Source organism: Streptomyces sp. NPDC059874 (assembly GCF_042731135.1).
Lineage (GTDB): Bacteria > Actinomycetota > Actinomycetes > Streptomycetales > Streptomycetaceae > Streptomyces.
On the sequence record NZ_JBHWJY010000095.1, the window covers coordinates 11,279 to 24,240 of the forward strand.

Sequence of the window (12,962 nt, forward strand, 5' to 3'; positions counted from 1 at the left end):
TCCGTGCCGGGGGCGCCCTGCGGCGCGGATGCGTGTGGGCCGGTCGGCGCCCCGCCGGAGCCTGCCCACCTGGCTGCGCCGGGCGTGCCCGTGCCGGACCCGCCCGACCCGGCTGCGCCGGAGGTGCCGTGCGGAGTTCCGCCCGGGCCGCCGCTGCCGGTGGGTGTCCCGCCGGTGCCAGCGGGGCCGCTCCACCCGGCGGGGCCGGTGTCGTCCGTGCCGGGGGCGCCCTGCGGCGCGGATGCGTGTGGGCCGGTCGGCGCCCCGCCGGAGCCTGCCCACCTGGCTGCGCCGGGCGTGCCCGTGCCCGACCCGCCCGACCCGGTGGACGCGGCTGCGCCGTAGGCGTTCGGTCCCGTGGGCGGGACGGAGAGGTGGCCCTCCAGGTCCGGGGTGGTGGGGCGGGGGGCGGCCGCGCCCGAGGGGGCCAGCCGGAGGGTGGACTCGCCGACCCGGAGCAGGGCCCCCGGGGCCAGGGCGACCGGTTGCGGGCCCACCGGGGCGCCGTCCAGCGTGGTGCCGTTCGTGGAGTCCAGGTCGGCCACGGCCACCCGCCCGTCCCGCAGCACCGTCACCGCGCAGTGCAGCCGCGACACGTCGGGGTCGTCGAGCGGGACGTCGGCGTCGGCGGAGCGCCCCACCCGGATCTGCCCGCTATGCAGCAGGTGCACCCCGCCCGCGTCGGGTCCGGCGACCACGTGCAGCTGCGGGGCGCCGAGGCCCTCCTCCGGCAGCACGTCCGGCACCGGCGCGTTCAGCGCCAGCACCGCCCCGTCGACCAGCGGCGGCTCGCCCAGCACCCGCCGCTGGAGGTCCAGCCGCTCCGCACCCGCGTACAGCACGACCGTGCCCCCGGTGTCGGGTCCGCCGACGGTCGCCGCGAGCCCGGAGGCGACCGCGGCGAGCACGGTCCCGACGGGCGCGGTGACGAGCACGTCACAGCTGGCTGGGGCGCTCGCGGTCTGGTGGCCGCTGCGCGACCCGAGGACGGTCAGCCGGATCTGCATCGCCGTCAGCGGTCCCTTCTGCGCGGTGGGCGCGGTGTGTGCGCCCGGCAGGGGAATGACGGCACGGGCATGGCTGCCCGTTCGTCGCCCCCCGCCCGGCACGGACGCGTCGTCCGGTCAGGTCTGCCGGAAGGCGGGCTCCCGTCCCGTGCCTTCCGTACGTGTGCATCCTCGCACCTGTCACGGACAACACGCCCGGCACCCGCCGACAAGTGATCTTGATTGATCAGGCGGCGGGCCTGACCTCACGGAATGCGGGCAAAATCGCCAGGGGCATACCCCCCGAACGTCACCCTTCGCACATACGTGCGGCAACCAACCTCCGGTGACCCGCGTCTTCCACAGGGACACCCCCTAGAGTGGGCCGGAAAACCGATCGAGACAGCAGATCGACACAGCAGCAGGGAGCGCGAGACGTGCGGCCAGTCGGCAGCAAGTACCTGCTCGAGGAGCCGCTCGGGCGCGGCGCCACGGGCACTGTCTGGCGTGCCCGCCAGAGGGAGGCAGCGGGAGCCGAGGCGGCCGTCGCCGGCCAGCCCGGCGAGACCGTGGCCATCAAGGTCCTCAAGGAGGAGCTGGCCCAGGACGCGGACATCGTCATGCGCTTCCTCCGCGAGCGCTCGGTCCTGCTGCGCCTGACCCACCCCAACATCGTCCGCACCCGCGACCTCGTCGTCGAGGGCGATCTCCTGGCCCTCGTCATGGACCTGATCGACGGCCCGGACCTGCACAAGTACCTCCGCCAGAACGGGCCCTTCACTCCCGTCGCCGCGAGCCTGCTGACCGCCCAGATCGCGGACGCGCTCGCCGCCAGCCACGCCGACGGCGTCGTCCACCGCGACCTGAAGCCCGCCAACGTGCTGCTCGACGAGCGCGGCGGCCAGATGAAGCCGATGCTGACCGACTTCGGCATCGCGCGCCTGGCCGACTCCCCGGGCCTGACCCGCACCCACGAGTTCGTCGGCACCCCCGCCTATGTGGCCCCCGAGTCCGCCGAAGGCCGCCCGCAGACCTCCGCCGTCGACATCTACGGCGCCGGCATCCTGCTTTACGAGCTGCTCACCGGCCGCCCGCCGTTCGCCGGCGGCACGGCCCTCGAAGTGCTGCACCGCCACCTCAGCGAAGACCCGCAGCGCCCCTCGACCGTGCCCGAACCGCTGTGGACGGTCGTCGAGCGCTGTCTGCGCAAGGAGCCGAACGAGCGCCCCAGCGCCGTGAGCCTGGCCCGCGCGCTGCGCGTGGTCGCCTCCGGCATCGGCGTGCACTCCTCCGCCGCCGAGGTGGAGGCCGCGCTCGGCGTCGGCGCGCTGCTGGCTCCCGACCCCTCCCCGGCGCCGGTCCCGGAAACGCCGGGGGCCGCCGAGGCCACCCAGATGCTGCCCGGTGGCGCGGGAGCGACGCCGATGGGCGCGTACGACCCGAACGCCATGACCTCCGTCATGCCGCCGGTCGGCGGGGCCGAGGCGACCACGGTGCTGCCGAGCACCGGGGGGCCGGGCGCCGACCCGACCTCCGTCATGCCGCCCGTGCAGCGGCCGGACCAGCCGCACCCGTGGCAGTCGCAGCTGCAGGCCGCCCGTGACCGCAACGAGCAGACGCAGATGCAGTACCTCGACCCGAGCGAGGACCCGCTGCGCCGTCGCCCGCAGCGCCAGGCGCCCCCGCCGCCGCAGCACCGGCCGCAGCAGACCCCGCAGCAGCAGCCGTACCGGCAGGGCCCGCCGCCGCAGCAGCCTCCTCAGTACCGACAGCCGCAGCACCAGCAGTACGCGCCTCCGCCGCCGCAGCACTACCAGCCGCAGCAGCACCAGCCTCAGCCGTACCAGCAGCCGCAGCAGCAGCCCCAGTACCGCCAGCCGCAGCAGCCCCCGCAGGCTCCGCCGCCGCAGCAGCCGGCCCCCCGGGAGCCGCGCGAGCCGCGTCGCCGGAGCGCCAACCCGGTGAAGATCCCCGGCCTCGGCTGTCTGAAGGGCTGCCTGGTGCTCATCGTGCTGTTCTTCGTGGCGGGCTGGCTCATCTGGGAGTTCAGCGGACTCCAGGAAGCGGTCGGCACCGGCCGCGGCTGGTGGGACCAGCTGTGGAGCTGGGGCTCCGAGGTCGTCGACTGGGTCGGCACCATCGGGGAGGCCACGGGCTCCAACCAGCCCTGAAACGGACCCCTGTAGCGCCGAGTTCGTGGATTTGTCGACTTCTGGGACATGTTTTCGCCCGCAGAAGTGAAGGTCACCGCGAATCAGGGCCCCTGCCGGCCTCCAAGGCGCACCCGGCCGCGTAGCTTTGGTGCGTACGCCAGCCGCTGAGGGAGCAGTCGTGGCACGGAAGATCGGCAGCCGGTACACCGCGCACCAGATCCTGGGGCGCGGCAGCGCGGGCACGGTATGGCTGGGCGAGGGGCCTGACGGGCCCGTCGCCGTCAAACTGCTGCGCGAGGACCTCGCGTCCGACCAGGAACTGGTCGGACGGTTCGTCCAGGAGCGCAGCGCGCTGCTCGGGCTGGAACACCCCCACGTGGTCTCCGTCCGCGACCTCGTCGTCGACGGCAACGACCTCGCCCTCGTCATGGACCTCGTACGCGGTACGGACCTCCGCACGCGCCTCGACCGCGAGCGGCGGCTCGCCCCCGAGGCGGCCGTGGCGATCGTCGCGGACGTGGCCGACGCGCTGGCGGCGGCGCACGCGGCGGGGGTCGTCCACCGGGACGTCAAGCCGGAGAACGTCCTGCTCGACATGCAGGGCCCGCTCGGCCCGGGCGGCGCGCATCCGGCGCTGCTGACCGACTTCGGCGTGGCCAAGCTGATCGACTCGCCGCGGCGGGCCGCCGGAGTCCGGACCTCGGCCCCGACCACCCGGATCATCGGCACCCCGGACTACCTGGCCCCGGAGATCGTCGAGGGCCTGCCGCCGCGGGCGGCGGTCGACATATACGCCCTGGCCACCGTGCTGTACGAGCTGCTGGCCGGTTTCACCCCCTTCGGCGGGGGCCACCCGGGCGCGGTGCTGCGACGGCACGTCACGGAGACCGTCGTCCCCCTCCCCGGGATCCCCGACGAGCTGTGGCAGCTGATCGTGCAGTGCCTGGCGAAGGCCCCCGCGTCCCGGCTGCGCGCCTCGGAACTGTCGGTCCGCCTGCGGGACCTGCTGCCGTTGCTGGCGGGGATGCCGCCGCTGGACGTGGACGAGCCGGACGACGCGGATCCGGAGCCGGACCCGTCGTCGGACGAGCCGGCCACGGCGACCGATCCCGTGCGCCGCAGGGGCGTGGTCCCCCTCGTCCCGGGGTCTGCGACGGACTCCAACCGGGACACCCACACCTCGATGCGGGTGCCGGGGCCGGACGAGCTGGCGGGCGGCGCGCTGGGCACGGCGCGGGTGCCGAGGCCGGCGGGCGGCCACCGGCCGGGCTCCGCGCGGCACCGTGCGGAGGCTGCCCGTAAGCGGCGGCTCGTGCTGTCCCTCTCGGCCGTGGCGCTGACCGCTGTGGTCGGCCTGGGCACGTGGTTCGCAGTGTCGGGCGGCGACGACCCGAAGCCCCCGCAGAACAACAAGCAGTCGGGCCCCCGCACCCCGTAACCAGCCTGCCGCCCGCCCTCCTGGGGCTCCGCCCCAGACCCCACGCCTCAAACGCCGGCGAGGCTGGCCTTGCCTCCGGCGGCGCCTCAAACGCCGGCGGGGCTGAGTTTGGCTCCGGTGCGGCTGGAATGGCCCCGCGGGTAAGCCAGCTGCGGAGCGAAAAATGCAGCCCCTCCGGCGTTTGAGGAGCGGGGTCCGGGGCGGAGCCCCGGGTCTTTGAGGCGCGCGGGACGGGCGGCGGCGGCGGCCACATCCAGCCTCGCCGGCGTTTGAGGCGCCGCGGTGCGGGGCGGAGCCCCGGGTTTCGAGCCGCGCCGGGCGGGCGGCGCCGCCCGCCGCGCGGGTCCGGGCGGAGCCCGGGGAGGGGGCTACGCCGGGACCACCAGTTGCGGGTGCCAGCGCCGCGCCACGGCGGGGTGGGCCCGGATCCACCCCTTCAACTCGTTGCGGCCGTACTCCGCGTGCAGCGGGTTCGACGCGTCGTGCAGGACGCCCGGCGCCGACCGCAGGTACTCGCCCGGCACCGTGTCGATCACCGCGTCCAGCCTCGGGTTGTAGAAGAACGGCACCGAATACCGCTCGACGGAGCCCGGCGGGCTGACCACCCGGTGGTCCGTCGCCGTCAGGTAGCCCTCCGTGGCGATCTCCAGCAGCTCACCCAGGTTGACCACGAACGCCCCCGGGAGGGGCGGGACGTCGAGGTAGCCCCCGTCCCGGACCACCTGGAGGCCGCCCACCGAGTCCTGGAGGAGCAGGGTGAGGAAGCCGTAGTCCTTGTGCGCGCCCACCCCCTGGTCCGCGCCCGACGGCGCCGACCCCGGGTAGCGGATCAGCTTCGTGTGCAGGTGGGGGCGGTCCGCGAAGGCCGCGTCGAAGAAGTCCGCCGGGGCGCCGATCGAGGCGAGGAGCTCCCGCAGCAGCCGGTGCGCCACCGCCGCCAGGCGGGACTGCCAGTCCAGGACCACCGTGCGCAGCTCGGGCAGGGCCGCCGGCCACTGGTTCGGGCCCTCCAGCCACAGGTACGCCGGGTCCCCCGGCTCCAGCACCGGCGCCGGCCGCTCCGCGCCCACGTCCAGCTGGTCCCGCCAGTCGGAGGCTCCGCCGGTCAGCTCGTGGCCGATCCGGGTGTAGCCGCGGAAGTGCGGGGAGTTGAGATTGCTCACGGCGAGCCGGTCGGCCTCCGGCAGGGCGAAGAACGCCCTGGTCAGATCAAGGATGCGGGCGCTCTCGGCGGCGGTGACGCCGTGTCCGATCAGGTGCAGGAACCCGGTGTCCCTGGCCGCTGCGTGCAGCTTCTTCAGGAAGTCGGCCCGCTGGGCCGGGTCGTCGGCCTGGGAGAGGTCCAGGACGGGGAGGGAGGTGTGCGCGGACGGCATGACGGCTCCGTTTCGGGATGTCACGGGGTCCTGTTCCCCAGAGGTGGCGGGGGGCCGCGGGTGGGGAGGGTCGCCGGCAGGGATGGCGCCGGGAGCTCTGGGCCGCGTACAGGACCAAGTCGGATCGGGGTGGATCAGGCTTGGGACAGGTCCGGCGGCAGACAGCTCGACGTCGTGACACGCATGTGGTCCACATGGCGGCGCTTGACGAGAAGAACGGTCATACGCTGAGCGTACGCCCGTACGACCCGCCATCAGTACGGGTGATTCGGCCTGCCCGGTCGGCCTTGTCCGAGGACCGGCTACGCTGGACCCGTGGCAGTCGTCGATGTTTCCGAAGAGCTGAAGTCCCTCTCCTCGACCATGGGGTCGATCGAGGCCGTCCTGGACCTCGACAAGCTGAGGGCAGATATCGCCGTGCTCGAGGAGCAGGCCGCCGCGCCGTCCCTGTGGGACGACCCGGAGGCCGCTCAGAAGATCACGAGCAAGCTTTCGCACCTCCAGGCGGAGGTCCGCAAGACCGAGACCCTGCGTGGCCGTATCGACGACCTCGCGGTGCTCTTCGAGCTCGCCCAGGAAATGGACGACGCGGACACCCTCGCCGAGGCCGAGACCGAGCTGATCTCCGTCCGCAAGGCCCTGGACGAGATGGAGGTCCGGACCCTGCTCTCCGGCGAGTACGCCGAGCGCGAGGCCCTGGTCAACATCCGCGCCGAGGCCGGTGGCGTCGACGCCTCCGACTTCGCCGAGCGCCTCCAGCGCATGTACCTGCGCTGGGCCGAGCGCCACGGCTACGCCACCGAGGTCTACGAGACCTCGTACGCGGAAGAGGCCGGCATCAAGTCGACCACCTTCGTCGTCAAGGCCCCGTACGCCTACGGCACCCTCTCCGTCGAGCAGGGCACGCACCGCCTCGTGCGCATCTCGCCCTTCGACAACCAGGGCCGCCGCCAGACCTCCTTCGCGGGCGTCGAGGTGCTGCCGGTCGTCGAGTCCAGCGACCACGTCGAGATCGACGAGGGCGAACTGCGCATCGACGTGTACCGCGCCTCCGGCCCCGGTGGTCAGGGCGTCAACACGACCGACTCGGCGGTGCGCATCACGCACCTCCCGACCGGCATCGTGGTGTCCTGCCAGAACGAGCGCTCGCAGATCCAGAACAAGGCCAGCGCCATGAACGTCCTCCAGGCCAAGCTGCTGGAGCGGCGCCGCCAGGAGGAGCAGGCCAAGATGGACGCCCTCAAGGACGGCGGCAGCTCCTGGGGCAACCAGATGCGCTCCTACGTCCTGCACCCCTACCAGATGGTCAAGGACCTGCGGACGGAGTTCGAGGTCGGCAACCCGCAGGCGGTGCTCGACGGCGAGATCGACGGCTTCCTGGAGGCCGGTATCCGCTGGCGCAAGCAGCAGGAGCAGACCGCGTAACCGCGGACGTGCGTACGCGAAGGGCCCGGACACCCCTGGTGTCCGGGCCCTTCGCGTTACGTGTGCGGCATGTGATCGGTACGCCTACGCGGTCTGCTGCGCCACCAGTGCGAGCGCCGCGACGAGGATCACCATGAGCACGATGAGCGTCACGGGATTCAGGCCGGAGAAGGGGCCCTCCTGCTGCTGGAGGCGCTCCCGGTTCGCCCGGCACACCGGGCAGCGGCCCTGGCTTACGGGCGCGGCGCAGTTCGCGCACACGAGCCGGTCATATGTCATGCGCTCCTCCTTCCGTCCCCTCGGTCCTCTTACTCAGTACAACGGCACGGGGAACCACTCCGTTCCCCCTACCACTGTGCCGGCTCCGCCGACATTCGGCGCGGCCCGTCCGGGCAATCGCGGTCACACACCCCTCGGACCTGTGGACATATGGGACAACTCCGGTTGCCGGGTCCCCACCTCGCGCCCGTTCGCGTATGGTCACGCACACCTACTCCCGGCGACCGTGGTGCACCCGTGATCCGATTCGACAGTGTCTCCAAGTCCTACCCGAAGCAGAGCCGTCCCGCACTCAGAGAAGTCTCCCTCGACATCGCGAAGGGCGAGTTCGTCTTCCTGGTCGGCTCCTCCGGCTCCGGCAAGTCCACCTTCCTGCGGCTCATCCTGCGCGAGGAGCGGGCGAGCCACGGCCAGGTGCACGTCCTGGGCAAGGACCTCGCCAAGCTCTCCAACTGGAAGGTCCCGCAGATGCGGCGCCAGCTGGGGACCGTCTTCCAGGACTTCCGCCTGCTGCCCAACAAGACGGTGGCCGAGAACGTCGCCTTCGCCCAGGAGGTCATCGGCAAACCGAGGGGCGAGATCCGCAAGGCCGTCCCGCAGGTCCTGGAGCTCGTCGGCCTCGGCGGCAAGGAGGACCGGATGCCCGGCGAGCTCTCCGGTGGTGAGCAGCAGCGCGTGGCCATCGCCCGCGCCTTCGTCAACCGGCCCGCCCTGCTGATCGCGGACGAGCCCACCGGCAACCTCGACCCCCAGACCTCCGTCGGGATCATGAAGCTGCTGGACCGGATCAACCGGACCGGCACCACCGTGATCATGGCGACGCACGATCAGCAGATCGTGGACCAGATGCGCAAGCGCGTCATCGAACTCGAACAGGGCCGACTCGTACGCGACCAGTCGCGCGGCGTCTACGGCTACCAGCACTGAAAGGCCCTTGAGACGTCATGCGCGCCCAGTTCGTCATGTCGGAGATCGGCGTCGGTCTCCGTCGCAATCTCACCATGACCTTCGCGGTCATCATCTCCGTGGCCCTCTCGCTGGCCCTCTTCGGCGGCTCCCTGCTCATGCGCGAGCAGGTGAGCAAGATGAAGGGCTACTGGTACGACAAGGCCAACGTCACGCTCTACCTCTGCAACAAGCAGGACGCCCAGGAGGCGAGCGAGGCCGCCGCCAAGAAGACCGACGGTTCGGGGGCGGCCTCCACGGGCGTCACCACCTGCGGCAAGGGCGCGGTCACCGAGGACCAGAAGAAGCAGATCGAGTCCGAGCTCAAGCAGATGTCCCTGGTGAAGTCCGTCGCCTACGAATCGGCGGACGAGGCCTACAAGCACTACCAGGAGCGGTTCGGCAACACGGCCCTCGCCTCCTCCATCACCCCGGACCAGATGCAGGAGTCCTTCCGGGTCAAGCTGAAGGACCCGGAGAAGTACAAGGTCGTCACCTCCGCCTTCGTCGGCCGCGACGGCATCCACACCGTCGACGACCAGCGCCAGGCCATCGACGACCTGTTCCGGATCCTCAACTACCTGAACATCGCCGCCCTCGCCATCATGCTGATCATGCTGATCGTGGCGCTGCTGCTCATCGTCAACACCGTGCGCGTCTCCGCCTTCAGCCGGCGGCGGGAGACGGGGATCATGCGGTTGGTCGGCGCGTCCAGCTTCTACATCCAGGTCCCCTTCATCATGGAGGCCGCCGTCGCCGGGCTCATCGGCGCGCTCTTCGCCTGCGCCATGCTCGTCTCCGGCCAGTACTTCGTGATCGACCACGGTGTGGGCCTGCGCGACAAGATCCAGCTCATCGACTTCATGGGCTGGTCGTCGGTGCTCGGCAAGCTCCCGTACGTCCTCTTCATCGGCCTGCTGATGCCCTCCATGGCGGCCTTCGTGGCATTGCGCAAGTACCTGAAGGTGTGACAAGCGCCCCGCGAGCGGTCCGGTCAACCATCCGTACCGCGGCGGGGCTTGTCCTAGACTCGGCGCCATGCTGGGCTTGCCGAGTATCCCCGCCTCTTGTCTGCGGCCCCGCGACCTACGTCGCGGGGCCGTTTTGACGTTGGTCTTCCTCGCGGCCGTCGGAACCGCCGCGAGCACCGGCTTCCTGGACCGCGAGGAGGGCCTCGCCGGCGCACTGGTGGCGGACGCCCCCGAACCGCCCCGCGCGACCGGCACCGCCGACCGGGAGGCCGTGGCCCGGGCCGTCGCCGAGGCCGTCGCCGAGGGCAAGTCCGGCAAGAACGCCGCCCAGGAGGTGGTCAGCCGCAGCGGCGACCGCTGGGGCATCGTCTACGACCAAGGCGAGTACGCCGCCTTCACCGAGGGCCTCGACGGCCGCTGGACCGGCGTCGGGCTGTGGGCCCAGCGGGCCCGCGACGGCCGCATCCAGATCGACAAGGTCCAGCCCGACAGCCCCGCCGCCCGCGCCGGCCTGCGCGCCGGGGACCGGCTGCTGAGCGTCGACGGGCACGCCGTGACCGGCCTGGCCGTCGCCGACGTGATCGCCCTGCTGCGCGGCGAGGCCGGCACCCCCGTCGTACTGAACCTGAGCCGTGACGGCGCCGACCTCACCGAGACCGTCCGCCGCGAGCAGCTGCGCGCCGAGCCGGTGACCGTACGGCAACTCCCCGGCGGCATCACGATCATCAAGGTGGCCTCCTTCACCCGCGGTTCCGGAGACCGGGTCAAGGCCGCCGTCCGCGCCGCGCCGCCCGGCGGCGGAGTCATGCTCGACCTGCGCGGCAACCCGGGCGGGCTGGTCACCGAGGCGGTGACGGCAGCCTCCGCCTTCCTGGACGGCGGGCTCGTGGCCACGTACGACGTGCGAGGAGACCAGCGCGCCCTGTACGCGACCCCGGGCGGCGACACGACCCGGCCGCTGGTGGCCCTGGTCGACGGCGGCACGATGAGCGCGGCCGAACTGGTGACGGGCGCCCTCCAGGACCGCGGCCGGGCGGTGGCGGTGGGCAGCCGCACCTTCGGCAAGGGCTCGGTCCAGATGCCGACGGAACTCCCCGACGGCTCGGTCGCCGAACTGACGGTCGGCACCTACCGCACGCCGGGCGGCCGCAGCCTGGACGGCAGCGGGATCACCCCGGACCTGGCGGGGGGCGAGCGGGTCGAGGAGCGGGCCGCCACGGTATTGGGTGGCCTCGGGGTGGGTCCGTAGTGCGAAAATGACCGCACTATGGCTAAGGAAAAAGGGCGCAAGCTGATCGCCCAGAACAAGAAGGCGCGGCACGACTACACGATCCTCGACACCTACGAGTGCGGTCTCGTGCTCACGGGCACCGAGGTCAAGTCCCTGCGCCAGGGTCGGGCCTCGTTGGTGGACGGCTTCGTGACGATGGAGAGCAACGAGGCGTGGCTCTACAACGTCCACGTGCCGGAGTACAGCCAGGGCACCTGGACCAACCACAGCGCGCGGCGCAAGCGCAAGCTCCTCATGCACCGCGAGGAGATCGACAAGCTGGCGCGCAAGGCGGACGAGTCGGGTCACACGATCGTGCCGCTGTCCCTGTACTTCAAGGACGGCCGCGCGAAGGTGGAGATCGCGCTGGCGAAGGGCAAGAAGGAGTACGACAAGCGCCAGACGCTCCGCGAGAAGCAGGACACCCGCGAGACGAACCGGGCGATCTCGGCCATCCGTCGCAAGCAGCGGGGTACGGTTTAACCTCCTGGCACGCGGTGGTCCACTTCGCGTACCATGGCGTCAGCACCACCCGCTCGCGGGTGGAGCACTTTGAAAAATCAACATGGGGATGATCGGTTTCGACAGCGGATGTCGATGCAGGGGAAGCGAGCCGAGGAAGCGGCAATGATCTCGTAAACCATATGTCGCAAAAAATAATCGCCAACTCCAAGAGCGATAACTCCCGCTTCACCCTCGCTGCCTAATAACAGTGAGCTGAAGCCTCTGTGAGGAGCGTCAGCCCGGAAGTGGTCCCGGTCCGGATCCTGGCGTCAATTAGGGATCTAAACCTCTAGCCCCGGTCACGGGGGTTGGAGGGAAACCAAACAGTGACTGAGCCCGTCGGAGACTTGTCCGTGTGATCTCCGGGGCCGAGAAAAGCGCAGCGGAATGCGCTCGGAGAAGCCCTGCTTCTGCACCGTTGGACGCGGGTTCGATTCCCGCCATCTCCACTCATCCCATGTGGGCAAAGGCCCCGCAGCCTCTCGGCTGCGGGGCCTTCGTCATGTCAGTAGTGGTAGCGGGCCTTGAGGATCTTCACTTCCTTGTCGTCTGCCCGGTAGACGAGGCGGTGCTCGTCGTCGATGCGGCGAGACCAGTAGCCCGACAGCTCGCCTTTGAGCGGCTCCGGCTTGCCGATACCGGTGAACGGGTCGCGCTGGATCTCGCCGATCAGGCGGGTGATCCGGCGGGCCATCTTCCGGTCCGAGGAGAGCCAGAACAGGAAGTCCTCCCAGGCGGCGGGGTCGAAGTGAACACTCCTCACTCCTCGCCCCCGGACAGCTCCCTCAGCTCATCCAGAGTCCTGGTGACCGTGGACGCGCCCTCGCGGTCGCGGGCGACGGCCTCCATCAGGCGCTGGGCGTTGGCCGGGGAGCGCAGCAGGTAGACGGTTTCCTGCCAGGAGTCGTAGTCGTCGGCGGACATGAGGACGGCATCGCCGCTCTTGGAGGTGATGCGCACGGGCGCGTGGTCGGTGTTGACGCGCTCGATCAGGGGGAACAGGGTCGCCCTGGCTTCGCTGGCGCTTATGGACATGACGGCCTCCTCTCCTAGTGGTACGAGTTTACGGTACGAGAACGGTACCGGAAAGTCGTACCACTGGGCAAAGGCCCCGCAGCCTCTCGGCTGCGGGGCCTTCGTCATGGGTGCGGCACCGTCAGGAGCAGTACGGCACCTTGTTGAGGTTCTGGGCGTAGCGGGCCGTGATCCAGCCGGAGCCGTCGGCGAGCTTGTACCAGATCGAGTTGCCGTCGACCTTCTGGCCGTTGACCTTGCACTGCAGGTAGACGACCGCGCCGCTGTTGACCTCGCCTACCTTGCCGTACTGGGTGCCGGGGCCGGAGCGGACGCCCAGGCTCTTGCCCTGCTTGACGATGCGGGCCTTCGCCTTGTGCGTGGGCTTCGGAGGCTTGGGGTGCTTCGGGGGCTTGGGCTTGTCGTGGTGGTGGTGGTGGCCGCCGCACTTCTTGCAGTGGCCGGGCTTGCCCTTGTCGCCCTTGTCGCCCTTGTCACCCTTCGGTCCCTGCGGGCCTTGCGGTCCCTGGGGTCCCTGCGGTCCTTCGGGGCCCTCCGGTCCCGGCGGGCCTCCCAGTGGGCCGGTGTCGCCCTTCGGTCC

General features: G+C 71.2%; 13 protein-coding genes and 1 other RNA gene. 8 read left to right on the top strand and 6 right to left on the bottom strand.

Annotated features, from left to right (window positions below; genetic code table 11):
• Positions 1-1,007 (bottom strand): FHA domain-containing protein (locus tag ACFV9H_RS35630; protein WP_385406780.1); only part of this gene is annotated, 1,007 nt, incomplete at its 3' end.
• A 416-nt stretch (positions 1,008-1,423) separates the two neighbouring features.
• On the opposite strand from ACFV9H_RS35630, the gene ACFV9H_RS35635 reads away from it, so the two are divergent.
• Together ACFV9H_RS35635 and ACFV9H_RS35640 are read left to right on the top strand one after the other, a co-directional pair.
• Positions 1,424-3,157: a protein kinase gene (locus ACFV9H_RS35635; protein WP_385406782.1), complete on the top strand. Its 1,734-nt coding sequence runs from the start codon at positions 1,424-1,426 to the stop codon at positions 3,155-3,157.
• 160 nt (positions 3,158-3,317) lie between these two features.
• Complete coding sequence (locus ACFV9H_RS35640) at positions 3,318-4,577, top strand: serine/threonine-protein kinase (RefSeq protein ID WP_385406784.1); 1,260 nt, start codon at positions 3,318-3,320, stop codon at positions 4,575-4,577.
• A gap of 368 nt (positions 4,578-4,945) precedes the next feature.
• Here ACFV9H_RS35640 and ACFV9H_RS35645 read toward each other — a convergent pair whose 3' ends face one another.
• The gene (locus ACFV9H_RS35645) at positions 4,946-5,953 is read right to left on the bottom strand and encodes an isopenicillin N synthase family dioxygenase (protein WP_385406786.1); all 1,008 of its coding nucleotides are present in this window, start codon (positions 5,951-5,953) and stop codon (positions 4,946-4,948) included.
• A gap of 315 nt (positions 5,954-6,268) precedes the next feature.
• Here ACFV9H_RS35645 and prfB point away from each other — a divergent pair, with 315 nt between their 5' ends.
• The gene (prfB, locus tag ACFV9H_RS35650) at positions 6,269-7,378 is read left to right on the top strand and encodes a peptide chain release factor 2 (RefSeq protein ID WP_385406788.1); all 1,110 of its coding nucleotides are present in this window, start codon (positions 6,269-6,271) and stop codon (positions 7,376-7,378) included.
• An 84-nt stretch (positions 7,379-7,462) separates the two neighbouring features.
• On the opposite strand, the gene ACFV9H_RS35655 is transcribed toward prfB, so the two are convergent.
• Entirely contained in the window at positions 7,463-7,657 is a 195-nt protein-coding gene (locus ACFV9H_RS35655) for a hypothetical protein (protein ID WP_385406791.1), read from the bottom strand.
• A 237-nt stretch (positions 7,658-7,894) separates the two neighbouring features.
• Between ACFV9H_RS35655 and ftsE the strand changes: the two genes are divergently transcribed.
• The 5 genes from ftsE to ssrA all read left to right on the top strand — a co-directional run bounded on the left by ftsE (position 7,895) and on the right by ssrA (position 11,799).
• On the top strand, positions 7,895-8,584 hold the full coding sequence (gene ftsE, locus ACFV9H_RS35660) for a cell division ATP-binding protein FtsE (protein WP_030771648.1): 690 nt from the start codon (positions 7,895-7,897) through the stop codon (positions 8,582-8,584).
• A 17-nt stretch (positions 8,585-8,601) separates the two neighbouring features.
• Positions 8,602-9,573 carry a permease-like cell division protein FtsX gene (gene ftsX / locus ACFV9H_RS35665; protein WP_385406794.1) on the top strand — a complete coding sequence of 324 codons (972 nt, stop codon included), beginning with the start codon at positions 8,602-8,604 and terminating at the stop codon, positions 9,571-9,573.
• A gap of 67 nt (positions 9,574-9,640) precedes the next feature.
• Positions 9,641-10,822 (top strand): S41 family peptidase, encoded by a 1,182-nt coding sequence (locus ACFV9H_RS35670; RefSeq protein ID WP_385406796.1) that lies wholly within the window; start codon positions 9,641-9,643, stop codon positions 10,820-10,822.
• Positions 10,823-10,840: 18 nt separating this feature from the next.
• Positions 10,841-11,326: an SsrA-binding protein SmpB gene (gene smpB / locus ACFV9H_RS35675; RefSeq protein WP_385406799.1), complete on the top strand. Its 486-nt coding sequence runs from the start codon at positions 10,841-10,843 to the stop codon at positions 11,324-11,326.
• Positions 11,327-11,410: 84 nt separating this feature from the next.
• Positions 11,411-11,799: a transfer-messenger RNA gene (gene ssrA, locus ACFV9H_RS35680) on the top strand.
• A 53-nt stretch (positions 11,800-11,852) separates the two neighbouring features.
• Here the strand turns inward: ssrA and ACFV9H_RS35685 are convergent.
• The 3 genes from ACFV9H_RS35685 to ACFV9H_RS35695 all read right to left on the bottom strand — a co-directional run.
• Positions 11,853-12,110, bottom strand: a complete 258-nt coding sequence (locus tag ACFV9H_RS35685; protein WP_243627396.1) for a Txe/YoeB family addiction module toxin — start codon at positions 12,108-12,110, stop codon at positions 11,853-11,855.
• On the bottom strand, positions 12,107-12,382 hold the full coding sequence (locus ACFV9H_RS35690) for a type II toxin-antitoxin system Phd/YefM family antitoxin (protein ID WP_385406803.1): 276 nt from the start codon (positions 12,380-12,382) through the stop codon (positions 12,107-12,109). The genes ACFV9H_RS35685 and ACFV9H_RS35690 overlap by 4 nt, the downstream gene beginning before the upstream one ends.
• A gap of 121 nt (positions 12,383-12,503) precedes the next feature.
• On the bottom strand, positions 12,504-12,962 hold a 459-nt coding region (locus ACFV9H_RS35695; RefSeq protein WP_385406806.1), incomplete at its 5' end, for an SH3 domain-containing protein.